Origin of the sequence: Pseudacidovorax sp. NFM-22 (assembly GCF_021401245.1) — a bacterium.
GTDB lineage: Bacteria > Pseudomonadota > Gammaproteobacteria > Burkholderiales > Burkholderiaceae_C > Xenophilus.
Genome location: NZ_JACBFY010000011.1, coordinates 23,829 through 49,034 on the forward strand (window position 1 = coordinate 23,829; position 25,206 = coordinate 49,034).

19 protein-coding genes and 1 tRNA gene are annotated in these 25,206 nt (G+C 71.5%); 16 read left to right on the top strand and 4 right to left on the bottom strand.

The genetic code is table 11. The features are described 5' to 3' along the window. Positions 1-28 precede the first annotated feature (28 nt). A complete protein-coding gene (locus L0984_RS27655) occupies positions 29-2,632 on the bottom strand; it encodes an ABC transporter permease (protein WP_234197617.1) in 2,604 nt (867 codons plus the stop codon). 197 nt (positions 2,633-2,829) lie between these two features. On the opposite strand from L0984_RS27655, the gene L0984_RS27660 reads away from it, so the two are divergent. The 11 genes from L0984_RS27660 to L0984_RS27710 all read left to right on the top strand — a co-directional run bounded on the left by L0984_RS27660 (position 2,830) and on the right by L0984_RS27710 (position 15,870). After that, positions 2,830-3,141, top strand: a complete 312-nt coding sequence (locus tag L0984_RS27660) for a hypothetical protein (protein WP_234197618.1) — start codon at positions 2,830-2,832, stop codon at positions 3,139-3,141. A gap of 101 nt (positions 3,142-3,242) precedes the next feature. Continuing rightward, positions 3,243-6,317 (top strand): formate dehydrogenase-N subunit alpha, encoded by a 3,075-nt coding sequence (gene fdnG / locus L0984_RS27665; RefSeq protein WP_234197620.1) that lies wholly within the window; start codon positions 3,243-3,245, stop codon positions 6,315-6,317. Positions 6,318-6,332: 15 nt separating this feature from the next. Then, entirely contained in the window at positions 6,333-7,286 is a 954-nt protein-coding gene (fdxH, locus tag L0984_RS27670) for a formate dehydrogenase subunit beta (RefSeq protein ID WP_234197621.1), read from the top strand. Then, entirely contained in the window at positions 7,283-7,906 is a 624-nt protein-coding gene (locus L0984_RS27675) for a formate dehydrogenase subunit gamma (protein ID WP_234197622.1), read from the top strand. Before fdxH ends, L0984_RS27675 begins: the two co-directional genes overlap by 4 nt. 151 nt (positions 7,907-8,057) lie before the next feature. Beyond that, entirely contained in the window at positions 8,058-9,113 is a 1,056-nt protein-coding gene (gene fdhE / locus L0984_RS27680; protein WP_234197623.1) for a formate dehydrogenase accessory protein FdhE, read from the top strand. After that, the gene (selA, locus tag L0984_RS27685; RefSeq protein ID WP_234197624.1) at positions 9,113-10,567 is read left to right on the top strand and encodes an L-seryl-tRNA(Sec) selenium transferase; all 1,455 of its coding nucleotides are present in this window, start codon (positions 9,113-9,115) and stop codon (positions 10,565-10,567) included. The genes fdhE and selA overlap by 1 nt, the downstream gene beginning before the upstream one ends. A 16-nt stretch (positions 10,568-10,583) precedes the next feature. Then, positions 10,584-11,699 (top strand): acyl-CoA dehydrogenase family protein, encoded by a 1,116-nt coding sequence (locus L0984_RS27690; protein ID WP_234197625.1) that lies wholly within the window; start codon positions 10,584-10,586, stop codon positions 11,697-11,699. Between the two features lie 11 nt (positions 11,700-11,710). Beyond that, positions 11,711-12,568, top strand: coding sequence for a phosphate/phosphite/phosphonate ABC transporter substrate-binding protein (locus L0984_RS27695; protein ID WP_234197626.1), 858 nt, complete (start codon positions 11,711-11,713; stop codon positions 12,566-12,568). Next, positions 12,534-13,730: a ferritin-like domain-containing protein gene (locus L0984_RS27700; protein WP_234197628.1), complete on the top strand. Its 1,197-nt coding sequence runs from the start codon at positions 12,534-12,536 to the stop codon at positions 13,728-13,730. Before L0984_RS27695 ends, L0984_RS27700 begins: the two co-directional genes overlap by 35 nt. Positions 13,731-13,752: 22 nt before the next feature. Further along, the gene (selB, locus tag L0984_RS27705) at positions 13,753-15,663 is read left to right on the top strand and encodes a selenocysteine-specific translation elongation factor (protein ID WP_234197730.1); all 1,911 of its coding nucleotides are present in this window, start codon (positions 13,753-13,755) and stop codon (positions 15,661-15,663) included. A 114-nt stretch (positions 15,664-15,777) separates the two neighbouring features. Next, positions 15,778-15,870: transfer RNA gene (locus tag L0984_RS27710), tRNA-Sec, on the top strand. 770 nt (positions 15,871-16,640) lie between these two features. Here L0984_RS27710 and selD read toward each other — a convergent pair. Next, the gene (gene selD / locus L0984_RS27715) at positions 16,641-17,711 is read right to left on the bottom strand and encodes a selenide, water dikinase SelD (protein WP_370646213.1); all 1,071 of its coding nucleotides are present in this window, start codon (positions 17,709-17,711) and stop codon (positions 16,641-16,643) included. Between the two features lie 100 nt (positions 17,712-17,811). On the opposite strand from selD, the gene L0984_RS27720 reads away from it, so the two are divergent. The 5 genes from L0984_RS27720 to mnmH all read left to right on the top strand — a co-directional run bounded on the left by L0984_RS27720 (position 17,812) and on the right by mnmH (position 22,467). Beyond that, positions 17,812-18,678 carry a putative selenate ABC transporter substrate-binding protein gene (locus L0984_RS27720; RefSeq protein WP_234197629.1) on the top strand — a complete coding sequence of 289 codons (867 nt, stop codon included), beginning with the start codon at positions 17,812-17,814 and terminating at the stop codon, positions 18,676-18,678. A 28-nt stretch (positions 18,679-18,706) separates the two neighbouring features. Next, on the top strand, positions 18,707-19,522 hold the full coding sequence (locus L0984_RS27725; protein ID WP_234197630.1) for a phosphonate ABC transporter ATP-binding protein: 816 nt from the start codon (positions 18,707-18,709) through the stop codon (positions 19,520-19,522). A 106-nt stretch (positions 19,523-19,628) separates the two neighbouring features. Beyond that, the gene (locus L0984_RS27730) at positions 19,629-20,501 is read left to right on the top strand and encodes a PhnE/PtxC family ABC transporter permease (RefSeq protein WP_234197631.1); all 873 of its coding nucleotides are present in this window, start codon (positions 19,629-19,631) and stop codon (positions 20,499-20,501) included. After that, positions 20,498-21,301: a phosphonate ABC transporter, permease protein PhnE gene (gene phnE / locus L0984_RS27735; protein ID WP_234197632.1), complete on the top strand. Its 804-nt coding sequence runs from the start codon at positions 20,498-20,500 to the stop codon at positions 21,299-21,301. The genes L0984_RS27730 and phnE overlap by 4 nt, the downstream gene beginning before the upstream one ends. A gap of 113 nt (positions 21,302-21,414) precedes the next feature. Further along, positions 21,415-22,467, top strand: a complete 1,053-nt coding sequence (gene mnmH / locus L0984_RS27740; RefSeq protein WP_234197633.1) for a tRNA 2-selenouridine(34) synthase MnmH — start codon at positions 21,415-21,417, stop codon at positions 22,465-22,467. Between the two features lie 232 nt (positions 22,468-22,699). Here mnmH and fdhD read toward each other — a convergent pair whose 3' ends face one another. Continuing rightward, positions 22,700-23,554: a formate dehydrogenase accessory sulfurtransferase FdhD gene (gene fdhD / locus L0984_RS27745; protein ID WP_370646214.1), complete on the bottom strand. Its 855-nt coding sequence runs from the start codon at positions 23,552-23,554 to the stop codon at positions 22,700-22,702. Positions 23,555-23,772: 218 nt separating this feature from the next. Then, complete coding sequence (locus tag L0984_RS27750; RefSeq protein WP_234197635.1) at positions 23,773-25,167, bottom strand: MFS transporter; 1,395 nt, start codon at positions 25,165-25,167, stop codon at positions 23,773-23,775. Positions 25,168-25,206 lie beyond the last annotated feature (39 nt).

Here is a 25,206-nt window from a genome sequence, read left to right on the forward strand (position 1 = left end):
AGCACCCGGCGTGCCAGCCCCGTTGCACTCACTCGGCCGCCTGCCGCAGCGTGGCCGCCACGGGCCGGCGCAGCACTTCGCGCAGGCTCCACCAGCCGGCGCCCAGGGCCAGCAGCGCGCCGACGATGGCGCCGAACAGCGGCACCAGCGGCGACGCCGTCCAGCGGAAGTCGAACACCCAGCGCGCCAGCGCCCAGGCGATGGCCGAAGCCACGATGCTCGCCAGCAGACCGGCGAGCAGCCCGGTGCCGGCCAGTTCCGCGCGCTGCACCTGCCGCAGCAGCGCGGCGCGGGCGCCCAGCGCGCGCATGACGGCGAACTCGCGCGCCCGCTCCTCGCGCGTCGCACTGACGGCCGCGAACAGCACCACCAGGCCGGCCGCGAGCGTGAAGCCGAACAGGAACTCCACCGCGCGGATCACCTGGTCCAGCACGCGCTGCACCTGGGCGATGGTGCTGCTCATGTCGACGTTGGTCACGTTGGGAAACTGGCGGACCAGGGCGTTGTCGAAGCTCGCGCTTCCGTCGCCGGGCCGCCCCAGGACGGAAGGCGCCCCCTCGGGGGGCAGCGGACCTCGCGCAGCGGGGGAGCGTGGGGGCAGCTTTTCTGGTGCGCGGAAGGCGGCCAGATACGTCACCGGCACCTCGGCCGGCATCGCCGCCAGCGGGTACATCACGAAGAAGTTCGCATGGAGCGAGCCCCAGTCCACCTTGCGGGTGGAGGTGATGCGGCCCTCGCTCGTCACGCCACCGATGTCGAAGCGCAGCCGGTCGCCGAGCTTGAGGCCCAGCGTCTCCATCAGGCCTTCCTCCACGCTCACGGCATCGGCCTCGCCCGAGGTCCACGCACCCTGCACGATGCTGTTGTGGCCGGGCCGGTCGGCCGCGTTGCTGAGGTTGAACTCGCGGTCGACCAGGCGCTTGGCGCGGTCCTCGCTGTAGTCGTCGGGCGTGACCGGCTTGTCGTTGATGGCCACCAGCCGGCCGCGGAACATGGGGTACCAGTCGTACTGCGCCACGCCGCCCTGGCGCAGCGCGTCCTGGAAGGCCTGCGCCTGGTCGGGCATGACGTTGATGACGAAGCGGTTCGGCGCATCGGGCGGCGTGGCCTTGCGCCAGCTGTCGACCAGGTCGGTGCGCAGCAGCACCAGCAGCATCAGCGCCAGCAGGCCCACGGCCAGGCTGCTGACCTGCAGCACCGCATACACCGGCCGCGCCGACACCTGCCGCGTGGCCAGCACCAGCCAGCGCGGCGCACTGCCCTCGCGCACCACGCGCCGCAGCACCAGCACGGCCAGCCAGGCCAGCACGGCGAACACGGCCACTGCCCCGGCGAAGCCGCCGACGGCGATCAGGCCGAGCTTGAGGTCGCTGCTGGCGGCCAGCAGCAGGGCCGCGAAGCCGGCCACGCCCAGGCCCAGCACCGCGGCCGAGGCAGGCCGCAGCGCGCCCAGCTCGCGGCGGATGACGCGCAGCGGCGGCACCTGCGCCAGCTGCAGCACCGGCGGCAGGCCGAAGGCGAAGAGCAGCGTCAGGCCCATGCCCACGCCGAAGAGCGCTGGCCATGCCGTGGCAGCAGGCAGGTCGCCGTCGACCAGCCCGGCCAGCAGGCGCACGAACACATGGTGCACCGCATAGCCGATGGCCACGCCCGCCAGGCTGGCGCCCAGCCCGATGACGCCGAACTCGACCGCATAGGCGCCCGCGATGGTGCGCTGGCGCTGACCCAGCACGCGCAGCATCGCGGCGCCGTCCAGGTGCCGGGCCGCGAAGCCGCGCGCCGCCAGCGCCACGGCCACCGCCGACAGCAGCGCGGCGAGCAGCGCCACCAGGTTCAGGAATTTCTCGGCCCGGTCCAGCGTCTGGCGCATCTCGGGGCGGCCGCTGTCCAGCGACTCCAGCCGCGCGCCGCGCAGTTCGCCGGCATCCAGGCGCTGCTGCACCTGGTCCGAGAAGCGCTTGACCGCCGGCGCCTCGCCGGCCACCGCGAGCCGGTAGCGCACGCGGCTGGCCGGCTGCACGAGCGCGGTGCGGGCCACGTCGGCCTGGTTCATCATGACCCGCGGCGCGAAGTTGAGGAAGCCGGCGCCGCGGTCGGGCTCGATTACCAGCACGCGGCGGATCGTCAGAGCGGCATCGCCCAGCAGCAGGGTGTCGCCCACCTTCAGGTCCAGCGCTTCGAGCAGGCTGGCATCGACCCACACGTCGCCGGGGGCGGGCACGTCGCGCGTGGCCGCATCCGGCGCGCCGGGTGCTTCGGCGATGCGCAGGCTGCCGCGCAGCGGATAGCCGGCCGCCACCGCCTTGAGCGCCACCAGGCGGCTCGCGCCGCCACGCTCGTCCGTCGCCCGGGCCATGGTGGGGAAGTCATAGGTCATGGCCGACTGCAGGCCCTGGCCATGGGCTGCGTCCACCTGCGCCTGCGGCGGCGGGTTGTCGGTGACCAGCACCGCGTCGCCGCCCAGCAGCTGGCGGGCATCGCGAGCCAGCCCGCCCTTGAGCCGGTCGGCGAAGAAACCCACCGCCGTGAGCGCGGCCACGGCCAGCAGCACGGCCACGATCAGGAGGCGCAGCTCGCCCGCACGCAGGTCGCGGCGCAGCGTGCGCCAGCCAAGGAAGAAAGCGTCTTTCATAGGAGTGGCGCACGATAGCCCAGCGCTTCCGGTCGCGCGGGAATGCGGGGCAATCGCAAAGGGATTTCCCGCATGCGCGGCAAGGCGCCCGGCGGCCATCATGGGCTGGCGGACGCGGCGTCCTCCGACGCTGCCATGCGGCGGGCGCTGCAACCATGGCGGCCCAACCGATACGACGCCCCAGTCCAAGGAAGCCCATGAACGCCCTCGTCCGATCCGCCCTCGCCATCGCCACCCTGGCCGCCGCTGGCGGTCTGCTCGCCGGCTGCGACCCCAAGCCCAAGGCCGATGCCCCGACCGCCGCATCAACCTCTGGCGCCACTGGGACACCCCAGGGCATCAACCCCGCGCCTTCCGGTGCGGGCGTAGACTCCGGCGCCCATAAAGGCCCGGCCGAAGGCAGCTCGGCCATCGGCGGGGTGGCAGCAGGCCAGGCGGCTGGCGGCCACAACGTCGATGGCCCCACACCGGCACCGTCCAGCGGCGACGGTGCGGCGCCCAAGAACTGACGAGCCCCACGGCGGCGGCCCACGAATTCCCACGACAGACGCATCACAGCGCGACCCACGATGAAGCCCACGAAACCCGTGTCATTGCAGGAGGTTCGGTCATGGACATGAACCGCCGCCATTTCTTCCGCGTCAGCGGTGCCGGCCTGGTCGGCTCCAGCCTGGTGGCCCTGGGCTTCTCGCCCACCGCCGCACTGGCCGAGACCCGCCAGTTCAAGCTGGCCCGCACCACCGAGACGCGCCAGACCTGCACGTACTGCTCCGTGGGCTGCGGCCTGCTGATGTACAGCCTGGGCGACAAGGCCAAGAACGTGAAGGCCTCCATCCTTCACATCGAGGGCGACCCGGACCACCCCGTCAACCGCGGCACGCTGTGCCCCAAGGGTGCCGGCCTGCTCGACTTCGTGCACAGCCCCAACCGGTTGAAGTACCCCGAGGTGCGCGAGCCCGGCAGCACCGAGTGGAAGCGCGTGAGCTGGGACGAAGCCTTCAACCGCATCGCCAAGCTGCTCAAGGCCGACCGCGACGCCAACTTCCAGGCCACCAATGCCGCAGGGCAGGTGGTCAACCGGTGGATCTCGACGGGCATGCTGTGTGCCTCGGCCTCGTCCAACGAAACCGGCTACCTGACGCACAAGGCATTCCGCTCGCTCGGAATGCTCGCCTTCGACAACCAGGCCCGCGTTTGACACGGACCGACGGTGGCCAGTCTGGCCCCGACGTTCGGCCGCGGTGCGATGACCAACCATTGGCAGGACATCCAGAACGCTGATCTGGTCCTGATCATGGGCGGCAATGCCGCAGAAGCGCATCCGTGCGGCTTCAAGTGGGTCATCGAGGCCAAGAAGCACAACAAGGCACGCCTCGTCGTGGTGGACCCGCGCTTCACGCGCTCGGCTGCCGTGGCGGACTATTACGCGCCCATCCGCGCCGGCTCCGACATCGCCTTCCTGGGCGGCGTCATCCACTACCTGCTGAGCCAGGACAAGATCCAGACCGAGTACGTCCGCAACTACACCAACGCCCCCTTCATCGTGGGTCCGGACTACAAGTTCGAGGACGGACTGTTCAGCGGCTACAACGCCGAGAAGCGCAGCTACGACAACAAGAGCTGGGGCTACGCGCTCGACGAGCAGGGCAATGCGAAGGTCGACATGACCATGCAGGACCCGAACTGCGTGCTGCAGGTCATGAAGCGCCACTACGCGCGCTACACGCCCGAGATGGTCAGCCGCATCACGGGCACGCCCCAGGACAAGTTCCTGAAGGTCTGCGAGTACATCGCCAGCACCGCCGTGCCCGGCCGCACCATGACGGTCATGTACGCGCTGGGCTGGACGCAGCACAGCCAGGGCTCGCAGATCATCCGCACCGGCGCCATCGTCCAGCTGCTGCTGGGCAACATCGGCGCGCCCGGCGGCGGCATGAATGCGCTGCGCGGCCACAGCAACATCCAGGGCCTGACGGACCTGGGCCTGCTGTCGAACTCGCTGCCCGGCTACCTCTCGCTGGCACGCGACACCGAGCAGACGCTGGACGACTACTACAAGCCGCGCGCCCTCAAGCCCCTGCGGCCCAACCAGATGAGCTACTGGCAGAACTACCCCAAGTTCTTCGTCAGCATGCAGAAGGCCTGGTTCGGCAAGGCGGCCACCAAGGAGAACGACTGGGCCTTCCACTACCTGCCCAAGATCGACAAGCTCTACGACGTGCTCCAGGCCTTCGAGCTGATGGACCAGGGCAAGCTCAACGGCTACATCTGCCAGGGCTTCAACCCCGTCGGCTCGTTCCCGGACAAGCACAAGATCGTGCGCAGCCTGTCCAAGCTCAAGTTCCTGGTCACCATCGATCCGCTGATGACCGAGACCAGCGAGTTCTGGCGCAACTTCGGCGAGCACAACGACGTCGATCCCAAGCAGATCCAGACCACGGTGTTCCGCCTGCCCTCCACCTGCTTCGCAGAGGAGAACGGCTCGGTCACCAACTCCAGCCGCTGGCTGCAGTGGCACTGGAAGGGCGCCGAGCCCCCGGGCGAGGCCCTGGCCGACACCGAGATCGTGGGCCAGCTGTTCACGCGGCTGCGCGCGGCCTACGCCAAGGAAGGCGGCGCCTTCCCCGACCCCATCGTCAACCTGGCCTGGAACTACAAGATTCCGACCTCGCCTGCTCCCGAGGAGCTGGCGATGGAATACAACGGCAAGGCGCTGACAGACCTGACGGATCCGAAGGACCCGACCAAGGTGCTGGCCAAGGCCGGCGAGCAGCTGGCCGGCTTCGGCCTGCTGCGCGATGACGGCTCCACGGCCAGCGGCTGCTGGATCTATGCCGGCGCCTGGACGCAGGCCGGCAACCAGATGGCGCGCCGCGGCAATGCCGACCCCTACGGCATCGGCATGGTGCAGGACTGGGCCTGGGCCTGGCCGGCCAACCGGCGCATCCTCTACAACGGCGCCTCCACCGACCCCAAGACCGGCAAGCCATGGATCGCCAGGCGGCCGCTGGTGTTCTGGGACGGCGCCAAGTGGACCGGGGCCGACGTGCCGGACATCCGCCCCGACGCCAACCCGGCCGACCCCGACGCGGTGCGTCCCTTCATCATGACCGCCGAGGGCGTGGCGCGCCTGTTCGCGCCCACGGGCATGGCCGAAGGCCCGCTGCCCGAGCACTACGAGCCCTTCGAGTCGCCGCTGGAGAACAACCCGCTGCACCCCAACAACAAGGTGGCGCGGGCCAACCCGGCAGCGCGCATCTTCAAGGGTGACCTGGAGCGCCTGGGCGTGCCCAAGGACTTCCCGTACGTGGCGACGAGCTACCGCTTGACGGAGCACTTCCACTACTGGACGAAGAACGTGATGACCTCGGCCATCATCCAGCCGCAGCAGTTCGTGGAGATCAGCGATGTGCTGGCGAAGGAAAAGGGCATCGCCAATGGCGACTGGGTCAAGGTGTCGAGCAAGCGCGGCTACATCAAGGCCGTCGCGCTGGTCTCCAAGCGCATCTCGGTGCTGCAGGTGGACGGCAGGACGGTGCACACCGTCGGCCTGCCGAACCACTGGGGATTCGTGGGCGTGGCCAAGCCGGGTTACCTGGTGAACACGCTGACGCCGTTCGTGGGGGATGCGAACACGCAGACGCCCGAATACAAGTCCTTCACCGTCAACATCGAAAAAGCCTAGGGAAGGAGCGCACCCATGTCTTCACTCCAATCCCTGGACATCGCCAAGCGCTCGGCCACCACGGTGCAACCGCCCGTGGTGCGCCACCAGCCGCAGGTGCAGCCGGTGGCCAAGCTGATCGACGTGTCGGCCTGCATCGGCTGCAAGGCCTGCCAGGTGGCCTGCATGCAGTGGAACGACCTGCGCGACGAGGTCGGCACCACCCACGGCACCTACGACAACCCGATGGACCTCTCGCCGGCCTCCTGGACGGTGATGCGCTTCTCGGAAGTCGAGCCCGAAGAAGGCAAGCTCGAGTGGCTGATCCGCAAGGACGGCTGCATGCACTGCGAGGACCCGGGCTGCCTCAAGGCCTGCCCGGCGCCCGGCGCCATCGTCAAGTACACCAACGGCATCGTCGACTTCATCAGCGAGCATTGCGTGGGCTGCGGCAACTGCGTCACGGGCTGCCCCTTCAATGTGCCGCGCATCAACAAGGCGGACAACCGGGCCTACAAGTGCTCGCTGTGCTCCGACCGCGTGGGCGTGGGCCTGGAACCGGCCTGCGCCAAGGTCTGCCCCACCGGCGCCATCCAGTTCGGCACCAAGGAGGACATGCACGAGTACGCCGCCGAGCGCCTCGTCGACCTCAAGGAGCGCGGCTATGCCAATGCCGGCGTCTACGACCCGCAGGGCGTGGGCGGCACGCACGTCATGTACGTGCTGCAGCATGCCGACCGGCCCGAGCTCTACCATGGCCTGCCCAAGGACCCGACGATCAGCCCGCTGGTCTCGCTCTGGAAGGGCATCGCCAAGCCACTGGGCCTGCTGGCCATGGCCGGCGCGGTGATCGGCGGCTTCTTCCACTACATGAAGGTGGGGCCCGTCGAGGCCAAGGAAGACAGGGACGCCGATGGCGTCGCCGATGACCACGAGGTCGCCGTCATCGAGAAGCCCGCCGCAGACCGCCGTGAAGGAGCCCAGCCATGAGCCGTGTCTACCTGCGCCGCTACAAGGACGGCACGCGGATGAACCACTGGTTCATCGTCGTCATGTTCTTCTGCGCCGCCCTCTCGGGCCTGGCCTTCTTCCACCCGGCGCTGTTTCCGCTGACCAACCTCTTCGGCGGCGGGCAGTGGACGCGCATCCTGCATCCCTTCATGGGCCTCTTGATGGTGCTGGGCTTCGCCTTCATGTTCTTCGGCCTCTGGCGCGAGAACCTGATCGGCCGCAACGACGTCGAATGGATGAAGCGCTCGGGCCAGATGTTGGCCGGCCACAAGGAGCACATGCCGCCGGTGGGCAAGTACAACGCCGGCCAGAAGCTGGTGTTCTGGGTGATGGCGGTGTCGCTGCTGGTGCTGCTGGCGACGGGCTTCCTGTTCTGGAGCCCGTGGTTCGTGCACTACTTCCCCATCACGCTGCGCCGTATCGCCGTGGTGCTGCATGCGGCCTCGGCCGTGTTCCTGGTGCTGTCGGTGATCATGCATGTGTACGCCGCCATCTGGGTCAAGGGCACCATGCGCGCCATGACGCGCGGCACCGTCACCGAAGGCTGGGCACGGCTCAACCATCCGGTGTGGCACCGCGAGATGACGGGACGCGACTGAGCACGGTCGCAGCCCTCGCGCGCCGGTCCGGCGCGCACCCTCCGCCCCACGGCGCCGCATCCGGGCCGTGGGGTTCGTTCTTTTGCAACGCCCGCCCCGGGATACCCCTGGCATGCGCCCTGACACGGCCATGCTCTAGCATTCGCCCCCGATGACCGAACCCAGCAACCCCGCCGCCTTCTTCGCCAGCACGCGGGTGCTCGAGCCCGAGCAGATCGCGATGCAGGCCGGCCAGCGGGTGCCCTTCCTGCGGCTGCCGCAACGCGCCACGGTGTTCGCCGACCGCGGCCTGCGCCTTCGCCAGCTGGCCGCCGGCCATCCGATGCGCGACTACCTGCTCTTCGTGGCCGACATCGCGCAGGCCCAGCACGAGGCGCTGCAGCACCATCCCGATGTGAAGCTGCCCGACCTGGCCGCCATCGAGGCCGCCTCGCAGGCACTCAGGCCGCCGCTGCCCGCCGACCTGTGGCCGCGCGACCCGGCCTGGCGCGCCGTGCTCCGGCAGGTGCTGATGCCGCTGCGAAACCGACTGCCCGAAGGCCCCGCGCGCGAGACCGTGCAGCGCGTGCTCGATGCCGACAGCGCCTGGCTGGAACGCCAGGCCGGCCTGATCACGCAGGGCATCATGTTCGGCCTGGACCTGGGCACCGCGCCACTGGTGGCGGCCGGCCTGCAGGTCTACTTCACGCACATGGCCATCGCCACGGCCGAGGAGCACGGCACCTTGCGCGCCTTCGGCGTGACCGAGCCGCTCACCCGCTGCCCCTGCTGCGGCAGCGCGCCCACCGCCTGCGTGATCCGCATCGGCGCCGACGATGCCGGCGTGCGCTACCTGCATTGCGCGCTGTGCAGCACCCAGTGGCACTACGTGCGCATCAAGTGCGCCAATTGCGAGAGCACCAAGGGCATCCACTACCAGTCGCTGGAGCCCGAGGGCGAGGCCGCGCCCGAGCGGCCGGTGGGCCTCAAGCCCGGCGCCGTGAGGGCCGAATGCTGCGACGAATGCGGCCACTACCTCAAGCTCGTGGCCATGGACCGCGACCCCGAGGTCGAGGCCGTGGCCGACGACCTGGCCAGCCTGCCGCTGGACCTGCTGGTCTCCGAGGCCGGCCATCAGCGCACCGGCCACAACCTGATGCTGCTCTTCGGCGACCCCGAGCCCGAGGCCGCGGCGAATCACCCACCCGACGACGGCGGAGGCGGCTGATGGCCATGCCCGACGAGTCCGTGGTCCACGGCTCCAAGGCAAGTCCCCAGGATCTGCCCGCCGTCGACCGGCTGCTGCGTGCCCCGGACACGCAATCCCTGATCGCCGCCCACGGCCACACGCTGGTGGCCGGCGAGGCGCGCGCCCTGCTCGATGCGCTGCGCCCGCGTGCCGTCGCCGGCCAGTTGCCCATCGCCGATGTGCAGCCTGCGGCGCTGCAGGCAGCACTGCTGAAGCGCGTGCAGGCCCGGCTGGCGCCGCGCATGCGGCGGGTGCTCAACCTCACCGGCACGGTGATCCACACCAACCTCGGCCGCGCGCTGCTGGCCGACGAGGCCCTGGCCCATCTGTTGCGGCTGATGACCGGCCCCAACAACCTGGAATACGACCTGGCCACCGGCGGCCGCGGCGACCGCGACACGGTGGTGGAGGAACTGCTGACCACCCTGACCGGCGCCGAGGCCGCCACAGTGGTCAACAACAACGCCGCCGCGGTGCTGCTGACGCTGGGCGCGCTGGCCCGCGACCGCGAGGTGATCGTCTCGCGCGGCGAGCTGGTGGAGATCGGCGGCGCCTTCCGCATGCCCGACGTCATGGCCTCCGCCGGCGCGCACATGGTGGAGGTGGGCACCACCAACCGCACGCATCCGCGCGACTACGAGCAGGCCATCACCGAACGCACCGCGCTGCTTTTGAAGGTGCACACCAGCAACTACGCCGTGCAGGGCTTCACGGCCTCGGTCGACGAATCGGTGCTGGCCGGCATCGCCCATGCGCGCGGCCTGCCCGTGGCCACCGACCTGGGCAGCGGCTCCCTGGTGGACCTGGCCGCCTACGGCCTGCCGCGCGAGCCGCTGCCGCAGGAGAAGCTGGCTGCCGGCTGCGACGTGGTCACCTTCTCCGGCGACAAGCTGCTGGGCGGGCCGCAGGCCGGGCTGATCGTCGGCAGCAAGGAGGCCGTGGGCCGCATCCGCAAGTTCCCGATGAAGCGCGCCCTGCGCATGAGCAAGCTGCCGCTGGCCGCGCTGGAGGCCACGCTGATGCTCTACTTGCGCCCCGAGCGCCTGGCGCAGGACCTGCCCACGCTGCGGCTGCTCACGCGTCCGCTGGAAGCCATCCAGGCCACCGCCTGCGCCGTGCACGGCCCGCTGGCCGAGGCCGTGGCGCCGCGCTTCACGGTGGAAACCGTGGCGCTGCAGGGCCAGATCGGCAGCGGCTCGCTGCCGGTGGAGCGCCTGCCCTCGGCCGGCCTGGCGCTCGCCCCGGCCGGCGTCGCCAGGAAAGGCACCGGCCGCGCCCTCGACCAGCTGGCCCAGGCATTGCGCCAGCTGCCCCTGCCCGTCATCGGCCGCATTGCCGACGACCGCCTGCTGCTGGACCTGCGCTGCCTGGAGGCGCCGCAGGACCTCGTCTCGTCCACCCAGCTTTCTTCGCTGCGCGAGCAGCTTCAGTGACCGAAAGGACCGCTTCATGAGCCTCACCGACACCCTGGCCCGCATCGACACCGACGTGCTGCAGGCGCTTGCGCCGCGCACCGATGCCGAGGGCCGCTTTCCCCGCGAGGCCATCGATGCGCTGGCCGGCGCCGGCCTGCTGGGCCTGGTCTCGGCCACGGCCGTGGGCGGGCAGGGCCGCGGCCTGGCCGAGGCGGCGCAGGTGGTCACGGCGCTGGCGCGCACCTGCCCCTCCATCGCCATGATCGTGTGCATGCACTACAGCGCCACGGCGGTGATCGAGGCCTTCGGCCCCGAGACGCTGCGCCGGGCCGTCGCCGAAGGCAGGCATCTGTCCACGCTGGCCTTCTCCGAGGCCGAGTCGCGCAGCCATTTCTGGGCGCCCGCGAGCACCGCCCGCGCCGAGGGCGAGGCCGTGCTGCTCGACGCCCGCAAGAGCTGGGTCACCTCCGCCTTCGAGGCCGACAGCTACGTCTGGTCCAGCAAGCCGGTGGCGGCCGATGGCGCCAGCACGCTCTGGTGGGTGGACGCGAAGGCCGACGGGCTCTCGCAACCCGGCCGCTTCGACGGCCTGGGCCTGCGCGGCAACGCCTCCACGCCGATCACGGCCCAGGGCGTGCGCATCGCGGCCGGCCAGCGCCTGGGGGCCGACGGCCAGGGCTTCGACATCATGATGGGCACCGTGCTGCCCTGGTTCGCCACGCTGAGCGCCTGCTGCTCGGTGGGCCTGTCCGACGGCGCGCTCACGCGGGCCATCGGCCATGTGGGCGCGACGCAGCACCAGCACCTGTCGACCTCGCTGGCCGACCTGCCCACCATCCGGGCCTACCTGGCGCGCGGCCGCATCAAGGCCGACATGGCGCAGGCGCTGGTGAACGACACCATCGCCGCCATCGGCGCCGGCCGGCTCGACACCATGCTGCGCGTGCTGGAGGTGAAGGCCGCCGCGGCCGAGACGGCGCTGGAGGTGACGGACATCGCCATGCGCGTGTGCGGTGGCGCCGCCTTCCGCAAGGAGGCCGGCATCGAGCGCCTGTTCCGCGACGCCCGCGCGGCCAGCGTCATGGCACCCACGTCGGACGTGCTGTACGACTTCATCGGCAAGGCCGTCACCGGCCTGCCCCTGTTCTGAGGAGCCCCGCCATGAGCCAGACCCTCGTCATGGGCGCCGTCGCCTACGCCCCCAAGGTCGTCACCATCTGGGAAGGCTTCAAGGCCTTCTTCGTGCGCAACGGCCTGCCCTTCGACTTCGTGCTGTATTCCAACTACGAGCGGCAGGTGGAGGCGCAGTTCGACGGCGGCATCCACCTGGCCTGGAACTCGCCCCTGGCCTGGGTGCGCGCCGACCGCCTGGCCCGCGCCCGCGGCCAGCAGGTGCAGGCCGTGGCCATGCGCGACACCGACTGCGACCTCACGTCGGTGCTGGTGGTGCGCGCCGACAGCGCCGTGCAGCAGCCGGCCGGGCTGCGCGGCCAGCGCATCGGCTTCGGCGCGCTCGATTCGCCGCAGGCCACGCTGATCCCGCTGGACCATCTGCGCCAGCAGGGCCTGGTGCAGGGCCGCGACTACCAGGCCCGCTTCTTCGACGTGCTGGGCGGCAAGCATGGCGACCACATCGGCGGCGAACGCGATGCGGCACAGGCCCTGCTGGCGGGTCAGATCGACGCCTGCTGCCTGATCGACGGCAACCACCTGGCCTTCGGCCTGGACGGCACGCTGCCGGCCGGCAGCACCCGCGTCATCGCGCGCACCGGCGCCTACGACCACTGCAACTTCACCACCAGCCCGGGCGCACCGGCAGCGCTGATCGACCGCTTCGTCGCGCTGCTGATGGCCATGCGCTGGGACGACCCCGAGGTGCGGCCGCTGCTGGAGCTGGAAGGCCTGCGCGAATGGCGCACCGGCCGCACCAGCGGCTATGCGCTGCTGGAGCGCGCCGTGGACGACGAAGGCTTCTATGCCGCCGATGGACGCATCACCGCTGCCGACTATCGATATTGAGTCGCTGGGGCTGGCCGAAGGCGCCCTGCTGCTCATCCGCCGCGCGCTGGCCGAGGTGCCCGCGGGCGGCGTGCTGCGCGTGCGCGGCCGCGCGCCCGACTGGGCGCTGCACCTGGCGGCCTGGTGCCGCCAGCAGGGCCACGGCCTGCAGACCTGCGACGCGCACGAGGCGCTGGTCACCCGTGGCGCCCAGGCGGATGGCCGCTGGCGGGGCGCGCAGGCCGCCGCGGGCGACACGCCCGGCCTGCCCGCCGACGAAGCCCTGCCCGGCTGGGGCCTGGCCGCGCGCGGCGCCACCGTCGAGACCGGCAGCCCGCCCTTCGCCTTCGCGCTGCGCCGCCGGCGCGAGCTGTGGGCCGCCACGGCCGGCGAGCTCTACCGCCAGGCCGCCGCGGCCCAGTGGGACCCGGCCACCGCCATCGACTGGGACGCGCCCTTCGACCTGCCCGACGCCATCGAGGACGCCGTGGTGCAGGTCATGACCTACCTGATCGAGAACGAGAACGCCGCCCTGCTGGTGCCGGCGCGCCATCTGGGCCAGATCCATCCGCACTTCCGCGAGGTGCTGCAGCTGCTGGCCCTGCAGTGCGCCGACGAGGCGCGGCATGTGGAGGTCTTCACCCGCCGCGCGCAGCTGCGCGGCCGCTCGCCGGGGCTCTCCACCGCGGGCGGGCAGGCCTCGCTGCAGACGCTGTTCCAGGCGCCGGATTTCTCCATCGCCACCTTCCTGCTGGCCGTGCTGGGCGAGGGCAGCTTCGTCAACCTGCTGAACTTCCTGCAGGCGCATGCGCCCGACCCCGTCACCGCGCAGGTCTGCCGCCTCGCCGCCCGCGACGAGGCACGGCATGTGGCTTTCGGCATGGCCCACCTGGAATACCGGCTGGAGGAAGAGCCCGACTTCCAGGTGCGGCTGGCCAACGCCATCGAGACCCGCTACGACCAGCTGGCCGCCACCTCGGGCCTGAACGAGGAGGTGTTCGACGCGCTGGTGCTGATCGCGGCCGGCGCGCTCACGCCTGCTGCCGTCGCCCGCGGCCATGCGGCCGTGCAGCAGCTGCAGCGCGACATGGCCGCCGGCCGCCGCGCCCGGCTGGCGCGGCTGGGCTTCGCACGCGACGAGGCCGAGCGGCTGTCGGCCCTGCACACGCGCAACTTCATGTGAAAGGGCGCGAACGATGAGCACCCTGATCGTCGGCACCGCCGGCCACATCGACCACGGCAAGACCACCCTGGTGCGCGCCTTGACCGGCGTGGACACCGACCGCCTGCCGGAGGAGAAGCGCCGCGGCATCTCCATCGAGCTGGGCTATGCCTACCTGCAGGCCGGTGACGTCTCCCTGGGCTTCGTCGACGTGCCCGGCCACGAGCGCCTGCTGCACACCATGCTGGCCGGCGCCACCGGCATCGACCATGCGCTGCTGGTGGTGGCCGCCGACGACGGCGTGATGCCGCAGACGCGCGAGCACCTGGCCGTGGTCGCGCTGCTGGGCCTGGACCGCGGCAGCGTGGCCCTGACCAAGATCGACCGCATCGATACCGCCGAGCGCGAAGCCCGCATCGCCCAGCTGCGCGCCGAGATCGCCGAACTGCTGGCGGACACGCCGCTGGCTGGGTCACCGCTGTTCCCGGTCTCGGCCCAGACCGGCGAAGGGCTGGAGCCGCTGCGCCAGCACCTGCTGCAAGCCGCAGGCGAGGTGCGCGCCCACGACGACGCGCTGGCCTTCCGGCTCGCGGCCGACCGGGCCTTCACCTTGTCGGGTGTCGGCACCGTCGCCACCGGCACCGTGCATGCCGGCACCGCCCGCATCGGCGACGAGCTGCGGCTGGTGCCCGGCGAACGCAGCGCCCGGCTGCGCGGCATCCATGCGCAGAACCTCCCGGCGGACGAGGCCCGCGCCGGCCAGCGCTGCGCCCTGGCCCTGGCCGGCCTGGCGAAGGAAGAGGTGCGCCGCGGCGACTGGCTGTGCGCCCCGGCCGTCGCCCTCGCCACGACGCGCCTCGACGTGCAGCTCACGCTGTGGCCCGGCGAGGCCCATGCGCTGCGCTCGGGCACGCCCGTGCATGTGCACCTGGGCGCCAGCGACGTGATGGCCTCCATCGCCCTCCTCGACCGCGACACCCTGGCGGCTGGCGGCACCGGCCTGGCCCAGCTGGTGCTGCGCGAGCCCGTCGCCGCCTGGCATGGTGACCGCGGCGTGCTGCGCGATGCCAGTGCCACGCGCACCGTGGCCGGCGTGCGCGTGCTCGACCCTGATGCGCCCGTGCGCTACCGCCGCACGCCGCAGCGCCTGGCCGAACTGGCGGCCTGGGCGCTGCCCGAGCGCGCCGCGTTGATCGACGGCCTGCTGCAGGCCGCCCCGCTGGGCCTGGACGCCACCCGCCTGGCCCGCGCCCTGGCCCTGCCTGGCCCGGACGCACTGGCGCCCTTGCCCGCCGATGCGCTGCGCATCGACGGCATGCTGATCGCCCGCCGCCACCTGGAAGCCCTGCAGGCCCAGGTCATCGAGCGCCTGCGCGCCTTCCACGAGGCCCAGCCCGCCGAGATCGGCCCCGACGCGCGCCGCCTGCGCCGCCTGGCCGGCCCGCGCACCGATGATGGCCTGTGGCGCGCGCTGGTCGAGGCACTGGTGGCGGACGGCCGCCTGGTGCGCAGCGCCCACTGGCTGCACCTGCCCGACCATGCGGCCCGCCTCAACGCCGCCGAAGAGAAGCTCGCGCAGCAACTGCTGCCGAAGCTCGCGGATGGCGGCTTCGACCCGCCCTGGGTGCGCGACCTGGCCAAGGACCTGGCCGCCAGCGAGGCCATGGTGCGCCAGACGCTGGCCAGCCTGGCCCGGCGTGGCGCGGCCTTCCAGGTGGTCAAAGACCTGTACTATCCGCTGCCCACCGTCGAGCGGCTGGCGGCCCTGGCCCGTGACTGCATCGACGGCCCGGACGGCCTGCAGGCTGCCAGCTTCCGCGACGCCACCGGCCTCGGCCGCAAGCGCGCGATCCAGATCCTGGAGTTCTTCGACCGCGTGGGCTACACGCGGCGCGTCAAGGACACGCACCTGCTGCGGCCGGACACGGCGATGTTCGGGGGGCGGGGCGCATGAGAGCCTGTGCAACGCCGGCCACGAAGGTGGCGAGGTTGGCGCCGCAGGCGGCCGGACAGCGGCGGGGCCGCGCGAGACAACATTCCATGGGCGCCGCGCAGCGGTCGCCCATTCGGAGGGGAAACGTCCCTGGTGGGGCGGCCGGGCTTCAAACCCGGTGGGTGGCGCCACGCGTCGCTGGGAGGGTTCGACTCCCTCTCCCCTCCGCCCTTTCGGGGGCATCCGCCTGCTGCGCGGGTCGATCTTGCACCTGCGATGCTCGCCGTACCCATGTACGGCTGCGCTTCTCGGCGCAACCTCGGCCCGCTCGCGACGGCGGCTGTCCCCCGAAAGGCGTAGCGGAAAGAAGGGTGCGGGGAATTCGAGTGAGCGACAAAGGCCGCTCTTCCTCCCTCTCCCTCTGGGAGAGGGTTGGGGTGAGGGCTTGGGCGGTAATGACCATGCGTTGCATCCACCGCCGCTGGCCCCTCACCCAACCTCTCCCCAGAGGGGAGAGGAGTCAAACCAGACCCTACAAGCCCAAAGGCCGTGCCCAACGGGCAATCCCGAAGGGGAGCCCGCCACCGGCGCGCCCAGGAGCCTGGTGCGGGGTGCCCGCGGGTGGCGCCCTCAGGATGCGCCGAGGCGCGCAGCCGGATGAGCGAGGCCCGCGGTCTCCGCGGGCCGTTCCTTCTGACTCGCGGCATTTGTCTGAGCGGAGCGCGTCAGCGCGCAGCGAGTTATGCCGCGCGCTCATCCGGCGAGCACCGCAGGTTCCGCGAGCGTTCAGCGAGCGGCGCAGCCTGTGGGCGACGCCCGCGGGTGCCCCGCATCAGGCGGACCTCATCGAACGCGCAGGCAGGACGGCGCATCCAGAGCAACACGCGCCACCCGCTCAACCGCTTCGAACAGCACAAGCGCTCAGCCTCATCCTCCGACGTGGAACACCTGCCGGGCGACCATCCCGTCCAGCAAAGGCAGCCTCCATAGGCCAGGCCTCAGCCCTCGACCACCAGCCCCGCCTCGCCCGCCTCGCAGCGCCCCACGACCGCCGCCGACTCGAACCCTTCGTCACGGAACACGCCCAGCACCGCATCCACGGCTTCCGGCGCGCAGCTCACCAGCAACCCGCCCGCCGTCTGAGGATCGGTCACCAGGGCCTGCGTCACGTCAGGCAGCCCGGCAGACAAGGACACCGAGGCCCCATAGCCCGCCCAGTTGCGCCCCGACGCCCCCGTCACGAAGCCATCGGCCGCCATCGCTGCCACGCCCTCCAGCAGCGGCACGCGCGGCCATTCGATCACCACCCGCAGCCCCGCGCCCCGCGCCAGTTCCAGCCCATGGCCCGCCAGGCCGAAGCCCGTCACGTCGGTGATCGCATGCACGCCATCGAGCGCAGCCAGCTTGGGCCCCGGCGTGTTGAGCTTGGTCGTGTTGGCGATCAGCTGCCGGTAGCCCGACTCGGGCAGCTTCTCCTTCTTCAGCGCCGCCGACAGCACGCCCACGCCCAGCGGCTTGCCCAGCACCAGCACGTCGCCGGCACGCGCATCGGCATTGCGCCGCACGCGGTCGGGGTGCACCAGCCCCAGCGCCACCAGCCCATAGATCGGCTCCACCGAATCGATGGTGTGGCCGCCCGCGATCGGGATGCCCGCCGCGCGGCACACGTCCTGCCCGCCGCGCACGATGTCGCCGATCACCGCCACCGGCAACTGGTTGACCGGCATCGCCACCAGCGCCAGCGCCAGGATCGGCGTGCCGCCCATCGCGTACACGTCGCTGATCGCATTGGTTGCGGCGATGCGGCCGAACTCGTAGGGGTCGTCCACGATCGGCATGAAAAAATCGGTGGTCGCCACCAGCGCCTGTTCGTCGTTCAACCGATACACGGCCGCATCGTCGGCCGTCTCGATGCCCACCATCAGTTCCGGCGGAATCAGCCCCGCGCCGCTGCTGCGCAGGATCTCGCTGAGCACGCCGGGCGCGATCTTGCAGCCGCAGCCGCCGCCGTGCGAGAAGCTGGTCAGGCGCATCGGCGCCAGCGGGTTCATCGGTCGCTGCTGCTGCATCGCAGTGTTCTCCTGAGGGCGTGGTAGGGACAAGCGCCGGATTATCGAAGCGCCCCCATTCCTGCCCTTGCCATCCTGTCTTTTCAACGAAGCCAACACCATGACCTTCTCCCGCCGCGCCACCCTGGCCGCATTGCTCGCCACCGCCGCCTTCGGCACGCTCCCGGCCCATGCCCAGACCGGCACCCTGCGCGTGTCCGCCATTCCCGACGAGGCGCCCACCGAACTGCAGCGCAAGTTCGCCCCGCTGGGCGAATACCTCAAGCAGCAGACCGGCATGAACGTGCAGTTCACGCCCGTCACCGACTATGCCGCCGTGGTCGAGGGCCTGGCCACCAACAAGATCGACCTGGCCTGGTTGGGCGGCTTCACCTACGTGCAAGCCAAGATCCGCACCAACGGCGGCGCCAAGCCCATCGTGCAGCGGGCCGAGGACGAGGTCTTCACCAGCAAATTCATCGTGCCGGCCGACAGCACCGCCAAGACCCTGGCCGACCTCAAGGGCAAGACCTTCGCCTTCGGCGCGCCCTCCTCCACCTCGGGCAGCCTGATGCCGCGCTTCTTCCTGCTCAAGGACGGCATCAACCCCGAGAAGGACTTCAAGACCGTCGCCTATTCCGGCGCGCACGACGCCACCGTCGCCTTCGTGGCCGCAGGCCGCGCCGAGGCCGGCGTGCTCAACGCCTCGGTGTGGGACAAGCTGGTCGAGGCCAAGAATCCCAATGCCGCCAAGGTGCGCGTGCTGGCGACCACGCCCCCGTACTTCGACTACAACTGGACGGTGCGCCCCGGCCTGGACCCGGCACTGACAAAGAAGCTGACCGACGCCTTCCTGCAGCTCGACCCGGCCAAGCCCGAGCAGAAGGAAATCATGCAGCTGCAGCGCGCCAGCAAGTTCGTGCCCACGCAGTCGTCCAACTACGACGGCATCGAGGCTGCCGGCAAGTCGGCCGGCCTGATCAAGTAAGCCACCTCCACTGCAAGAAAGGCACGGCGTGAGCTTTACACTGGAAGGCGTGGGCCTGGTCCATCCCAACGGACAGCGGGCGCTTCAAGGCGTGACGCTGTCCGCGCGGCTCGGCGAGCGCATCGCCTTCATCGGCCCCTCGGGCGCGGGCAAGACCACGCTGCTGCGCATCCTGGGTGCGGCGTTGCGGCCCAGCGAAGGCCAGGTGCAGTTGCTGGACCAGGCGCCCTGGCAGGCCGACGCGCGGCGCCTGCGCGCCTTGCGCGCGCGCATCGGCACCGTGCACCAGCAGCCGCCCATCGCGCCGCGTCTGCGGGCCGTGACGGCGGTGCTCTCGGGCCGGCTGGGGCAATGGTCCACGCTGCGGGCGCTGGGCTCCCTGCTGCGGCCCGGCGACCTGCAGGGCGCCCATGCCGCGCTGGCACAGGTGGGCATCGAGGGCCGGCTCTTCGAGCGCTGCGACCGGCTCTCCGGCGGGCAGTTCCAGCGCGTGGCCGTGGCGCGCGTGCTCTACCAGCGGCCCGACCTGCTGCTGGCCGACGAGCCCGTCTCCGCGCTCGACCCCACGCTGGCCGACACCACGCTGCGCGCACTGGCCGCGCAGAGCGAAGCCACCGGTGCGACGCTCTGCGCCTCGCTGCATGCGGTGGACTTGGCGCTGCGCTGGTTTCCGCGCGTGGTCGGGCTGCAGGGCGGGCGCGTGCTGTTCGACCTGCCGGCCGCCGAGGTGACGCCGGAGCGGCTTTCCGCGCTGTATGCGGCGGAAGGCGGCCTGCCCGCCGCCGACGAGGCCGTGGCGGTGACGCCGCCGGCAGCGGCCTTCATTCCCTCGGGTTGCCGATGAGGACAAGAGCCGCATGGCGCTCATGTTGCGATGACGCCGACCTACCTTTTTCTGCCGCCGGCATGCCGATGACGTCGCGGTCTGCTCCGTCTGTGTCAGGGCGCAGATGACGATCCGCACGATCACCGCCGCCTCGCCGGCCTCGGCGCCCGTCGTTGCCGCACCACCGCTGCGCGACCCGGCCGCGCGCCGACGCCTGATCGGCGCGCTGGCGGCGCTGGCCATCGCCTGGCCGGTGCTGCAGCTGTCCGAGTTCCAGCCCTGGCAGCTGCTGACCAGGGGCAACCTGGCCGTCATCGGTGGCTTCCTCGCCGCCTTCTGGCCGCCCGCGCTGTCGCCCGACTTCCTGGCCCTGCTGGGCCGCGCCACGCTGGAAACCCTGGCCATGGCCACCGCCGGCACCACGCTGGCCTTCGTGATCGCGGTGCCGCTGGCCTTCGCCGCCACGCGGGCGCTGTCGGTGTCGCGCCTCGGCCCCGGCCCAGGGCGGCTGCGCGGCGGCCTCGTGCGCCGGGCGGCGCGGCTGCTGCTGATGGGCCTGCGCGCCATTCCCGAGATCGTCTGGGCCCTGCTCTTCGTGCGGGCCATGGGCCTGGGCCCGGCCGCCGGCGTGCTGGCCCTGGCCGTCACCTACGGCGGCATGCTGGGCAAGGTGTATGCCGAGATCCTGGAGTCGGTGGACAACCGGCCGGCCCAGGCGCTGCTCGAATCGGGCAGCAGCCGCATCGCCGCCCTGGCCTACGGCCTGCTGCCCAACGCGGCGCAGGAACTGGCCTCGTACACCGTCTACCGCTGGGAATGCGCGGTGCGCGCCTCGGTGGTCATGGGCTTCGTCGGCGCCGGCGGGCTGGGGCAGCTGATGGACCAGTCGATGAAGATGCTCAACGGCGGCGAGGCCTGCAGCATCCTGCTGGTCTTCCTGGCGCTGGTGCTGCTCGCGGATGCGCTGTCGAATGGGCTTCGGAGGCTGCTGGCATGAACGGCCACCTCGCCAAATCGCTGCCCCCGCGGCCCGCACCCTGCTGGCGCTGCCGCATCGTGCTCGTGGCCGTGCTGGCCGCCATCGTCGCCAGCTTCGCTTGGCTGGGGCTGGACCTGTCGGCGCTGGTCTCGGCCGAGTCGATGGGCCACATGGGCCGCTTCGTGGCCGAGTTCTTCCCGCCCGACCTGTCGCCCGACTTCCTGGTGCGCACGGCTCAGGGTGCGCTGCAGACGCTGGCCGTGTCGGCGCTGGGCACCGTGCTGGCCATGGCCGCGGGCGCGATGCTGGCGCTGCCCGCCTCGGGCCGCGCGGGCTGGCCGGCGCAGCAGGCCGCGCGCTTCGTGCTCAACCTGCTGCGCAGCGTGCCCGAGCTGGTGTGGGCCGCGCTGATGGTGCTGGCCGCCGGCATCGGCCCCTTCGCCGGCGCGCTGGCGCTGTCGCTGCACACCACCGGCGTGCTGGGCCGGCTCTTCGCCGAGGCGCTGGAGAACGCGCCGCCCGCGCCCGAGCGTGCCCTGCGCGAGGCCGGCGCCGGCCGCATCGCCGCCTTCGGCTACGCCAGCCTGCCGCTGGTGGCGCCGCAGTGGCTGGCCTACAGCCTCTACCGCTGGGAGATGAACATCCGCATGGCCGCCGTGCTCGGCTTCGTGGGCGGCGGCGGGTTGGGGCAGATGCTGTACTTCCACCTGTCGATCTTCCAGCAGGCGCAGTCGATGACGGTGCTGCTGGGCATGTTCGCGCTGGTGGCGCTGGTGGACGGCGCCAGCGGCTGGGTGCGGCGGCGCTGGGGGGCCTGAGCGGTCGACGGCCATACGCCGCCGGCCGGCCAGGCCGACGCCGATGCAGGCCAGTACCCGACCGATCCCCCCGCGTGGCGCTCCCGTGAGACGGCCGCCGACAATCGCGCCCCATGAGCCAGCCCCGCCCCGTCCGCCCGGAAGACCGCCACGCCTTCGACACCGTCATCGACGCGCGCTCGCCTTCCGAATTCGCGCTGGACCACATTCCCGGCGCCATCAACTGTCCGGTGCTCGACGACGAGGAGCGCCGCATCGTCGGCACGCTCTACCACCAGCAGGGCGCCTTCGAGGCCCGCCGCGTGGGCGGCGCGATGGTGGCGGCCAACCTGGCGCGGCACCTGCAAAGCCCGGTGATGGCCGAGCGGCCGATCAAGTGGCGGCCCCTGGTCTACTGCTGGCGCGGCGGCCTGCGCAGCGGCTCGATGGTGCAGTGGATGCGCCTGGTGGGCTGGGACGCGCAGCAGCTGGCCGGCGGCTACAAGTCCTTCCGCAAGCACGTGGTCACGCAGATCGACCAGCTGGTGCCGGCGCTGCAGCTGCGCGTGATCGTCGGCGCCACGGGCAGCGCCAAGACCCGCGTGCTGGAGGCGCTGGCCGAGCGCGGCGCCCAGGTGCTGGACCTGGAGGCCGCCGCCTGCCACAAGGGCTCGCTGCTGGGCGCCTGGCCCGGCGTGCCGCAGCCATCGCAGAAGCAGTTCGAGACCCGCATCGCCGCCGCGCTGGAGGCCAGCGACCCGGCGCGTCCGCTGTACGTGGAAGGCGAAAGCCCGCGCATCGGCCGCCTGTCGGTGCCGCAGCCGCTGGTCGAGCGCATGCGTGCGGCCGACTGCATCGAGATCCGCGCCACGCCCGAGGCGCGCCTGGCCTACCTGCTCACCGACTACGCCTACCTGGGCGACGACCGCGAGGCCCTGGCCGAGCGGCTGGGCGCGCTCAAGGAGATGCAGGGCAAGGAGACGGTGCAGCGCTGGCAGCAGTGGGCGAGCGAAGGCGCGCTGCCGCTGCTCTTCGGCGAGCTGATGGCGCTGCATTACGACCCGCATTACGAGCGCTCACAGGCACGGCACTTTCATGCCTGGGCCACGCGGCGGCCGGTGGAAGTGGCGGCGCTGGGGCCGCAGGACATTGACGCGGCGGCCGAGGCAGTGCTGGCGCTGGGCTGAATCCCGGCGCTGGCGCGGCGCATAGGCTTTTGCTCCCTCTCCCCTTGCGGGAGAGGGCTGGGGAGAGGGGGGACGGCGCCCGCATGCGCAATGCCGTGCGGATGGATTCACCCCCTCTCCCCAACCCCTCTCCCACGGGGAGAGAGGGGCTCCAGTCACGCGACGAGGCGGCGCCTTGCTCCCTCTCCCCTTGCGGCAGAGGGCTGGGAAGAGGGGTGACGGCGCAGCCCGTTCAGGGCGTGTAGAGCACCCCCCGCGGCGCGCGGCACAGCCCCCACAGCCGCACACCGCTCGCCTTCGCCATCTGCACGCCCATCGCCGTCGGCGCCGAGATGGTGGCCATCGCCGCGATGCCCACGCGCGCGCACTTGCGCACCAGCTCGTGGCTGCCGCGGCTGGACAGCAGCACGAAGCCCGGCGTGCCCAGCCGGCCTTCGCGCGCCAGGCGGCCGACCAGCTTGTCCAGCGCGTTGTGGCGGCCCACGTCCTCCAGCACGTCGGTCACCGTGCCGCCCAGTGTGGCCCAGGCCGCGGCATGGATGGCGCCGGCCTCGGCATTGAGGCGCTGGCGCGGCGGCAGCTGCGCGAAGCCGCGCAGCACGGTGGGCAGGTCCACCTGCGCCAGCCAGTCGGGCGCGGGCAGCGGCACGGGCGTGAGGTCGAGCGCGGCGAAGCTCTCGACGCCGCACACGCCGCAGCCGGTGCGCCCCGCCAGGCTGCGGCGGCGGCCCTTGAGGCGCTCGAAGGCGCGCGTGGAGATCTCCAGCCGCACCTCGATGCCGGGCATGCCCTCGGGCAGGCCGGCCGCCGCGGCGTCGACGGCCTCGGCCTCGATGCCGCGGCAATCGGCGGCGGCATCGAGGATGCCCTCGCTCAGCGCGAAGCCCAGCGCGAAGTCCTCGATGTCCTGCGGCGTGGCCATCATCACGGCATGCGAGATGCCGTTGAAGACCAGCGCCACCGGCACCTCGGCGGCCAGCACGTCCTCGCGCTGCGCGCCCTCGGGCGGCAGCCCGGCCTCGCCCTGCACATGCACGGGCAGGCGCACGAGGGAGGGCAGCAGCGGTTCGGTGGCGATGTGGGACATGGCGGCGGTGAAGCAGGCGGGCGGTCGTGGGCGCGATGGCCGTAGCGGACAGATGACGCCGCGGCGGCCCGGTGCCGCCGCCCTTTCGGCACGCGTCGCGCCCATGGAAAAAGGCCGTGGCGCTTGCAGCACCACGGCCTCGGGATTGTGCCCAGCCTGGACGGCCGGCGAAGTGGAGCCATCCACCCGCCGCACGCCGTGCGGGGGCATGGCGCCGGTCAGGCGCGCGCCGCCTGAGCCAGGGCCTCGTCGCGCAGGCGCATGTATTCGCCTTCGGGCACCGGAGCCGCCTCGGGCTTGCCCAGGTCGTTCATGGCCAGGCGGTAGGTCTCGCGGGCGGTGAAACAGGCCACGGCCGAGATCACGGTGATGCCGAAGGCCAGCGCGCCCACGGTCATCCAGATGTTGGTGGAGCCGGGAGGCGCCACGGCCGCGAAGACGGCCGGCAGCATGGCGGTGATGGCCGTGCCCACGTTCTGCGAGATGGCCATGGCCGACACGCGGGTGCGGGTGGGGAACAGCTCCGGGTAGAAGCTGGGGAAGACGGCGTTGTAGCCCTGGTACACGATGCCCCACATCAGCAGCGACATCACGATGGCCAGCGGCACGCTGCCGATGCTGATCGCGTACAGGTAGCCGAAGGCCAGCAGGCCGGCCAGCACCGAGCCCACGATCATGGGCGGGCGGCGGCCGATCTTGTCCGAGAGGTTCCCCACGATCGGGATCACCAGCACGGCCAGGATGTTGCCCAGCACGGGGATCCACAGGTACACGTCCTTGTGAAAGCCGATGCCGTAGGCCGGCTGCACGGCATAGGCGGCGCCGAAGATGGTGGCCACCACCGGGATCACGTTCATCAGCGACATCAGCACCACGCGCAGCATGTCGGGAGCGTGGTTCTTGAAGGCCTCGGTCACGGGCGAGCGCGGCTTGGCGGCGCCTTCCTGGGTGAAGGCGGGCGTCTCGTCCACCTCGCGGCGGATGATCCAGCCGATGATGATGACGACGAAGCTCAGGATGAAGGGCACGCGCCAGCCCCAGCTGTTGAACTGGTCGGTGGGCATGTAGTGCGCCAGCGGCAGGAAGACGGCCGCAGCCAGGATCTGGCCGGCCTGCACGCCCTGCAGCGTGAAGCTGGCGAAGAAGCCGCGGCGGCCGAAGGGCGCGTGCTCCAGGATCATGGAGCTGGCTCCCGAGATCTCACCGGCGACGGCGAAGCCCTGCACCAGGCGGCACAGCACCAGCAGCGCGGGGGCCCACAGGCCGATCTGGTCGTAGGTGGGCAGCAGGCCCACGGCGATGGTCGAGAAGCCCATCATGAACATGCACAGCACCAGCACCTGCTTGCGCCCGCGCGTGTCGCCCATGTGGCCCAGCACGAAGGCACCGATGGGGCGCGCCACGTAGCCCACGCCGTAGGTGGCCAGCGAGGCAATGATGGCGATGGCCGGATCGCCCTTGGGGAAGAAGATCTGGGGAAAGATCAGCGAGGCGGCCGTGGCGTAGATGAAGAAGTCGTAGTACTCCAGCGCCGAGCCGATCCAGCCGCTGGCGGCGGCCTTCCTGGACTGGCGCCGGCCTTCAGGCTCGTGCGCGTGGGATGAGGTGGACATGGTGCGAGGTCTCCGCGTTGGTATGTGGCGTGTGGTTGT

Excerpts from the sequence above, each read along its gene's own strand:
- fdxH (WP_234197621.1), top strand. The coding sequence starts at position 6,333 with ATGTCTTCACTCCAATCCCTGGACATCGCCAAGCGCTCGGCCACCACG.
- fdhE (WP_234197623.1), top strand. The coding sequence starts at position 8,058 with ATGACCGAACCCAGCAACCCCGCCGCCTTCTTCGCCAGCACGCGGGTG.
- L0984_RS27750 (WP_234197635.1), bottom strand. The coding sequence starts at position 25,167 with ATGTCCACCTCATCCCACGCGCACGAGCCTGAAGGCCGGCGCCAGTCC.
- L0984_RS27675 (WP_234197622.1), top strand. The coding sequence starts at position 7,283 with ATGAGCCGTGTCTACCTGCGCCGCTACAAGGACGGCACGCGGATGAAC.
- selD (WP_370646213.1), bottom strand. The coding sequence starts at position 17,711 with ATGCAGCAGCAGCGACCGATGAACCCGCTGGCGCCGATGCGCCTGACC.
- fdhD (WP_370646214.1), bottom strand. The coding sequence starts at position 23,554 with ATGTCCCACATCGCCACCGAACCGCTGCTGCCCTCCCTCGTGCGCCTG.
- L0984_RS27700 (WP_234197628.1), top strand. The coding sequence starts at position 12,534 with ATGGACGCATCACCGCTGCCGACTATCGATATTGAGTCGCTGGGGCTG.
- selA (WP_234197624.1), top strand. The coding sequence starts at position 9,113 with ATGGCCATGCCCGACGAGTCCGTGGTCCACGGCTCCAAGGCAAGTCCC.
- L0984_RS27695 (WP_234197626.1), top strand. The coding sequence starts at position 11,711 with ATGAGCCAGACCCTCGTCATGGGCGCCGTCGCCTACGCCCCCAAGGTC.
- L0984_RS27660 (WP_234197618.1), top strand. The coding sequence starts at position 2,830 with ATGAACGCCCTCGTCCGATCCGCCCTCGCCATCGCCACCCTGGCCGCC.
- phnE (WP_234197632.1), top strand. The coding sequence starts at position 20,498 with ATGAACGGCCACCTCGCCAAATCGCTGCCCCCGCGGCCCGCACCCTGC.
- L0984_RS27690 (WP_234197625.1), top strand. The coding sequence starts at position 10,584 with ATGAGCCTCACCGACACCCTGGCCCGCATCGACACCGACGTGCTGCAG.
- L0984_RS27720 (WP_234197629.1), top strand. The coding sequence starts at position 17,812 with ATGACCTTCTCCCGCCGCGCCACCCTGGCCGCATTGCTCGCCACCGCC.
- L0984_RS27730 (WP_234197631.1), top strand. The coding sequence starts at position 19,629 with ATGACGATCCGCACGATCACCGCCGCCTCGCCGGCCTCGGCGCCCGTC.
- L0984_RS27655 (WP_234197617.1), bottom strand. The coding sequence starts at position 2,632 with ATGAAAGACGCTTTCTTCCTTGGCTGGCGCACGCTGCGCCGCGACCTG.
- mnmH (WP_234197633.1), top strand. The coding sequence starts at position 21,415 with ATGAGCCAGCCCCGCCCCGTCCGCCCGGAAGACCGCCACGCCTTCGAC.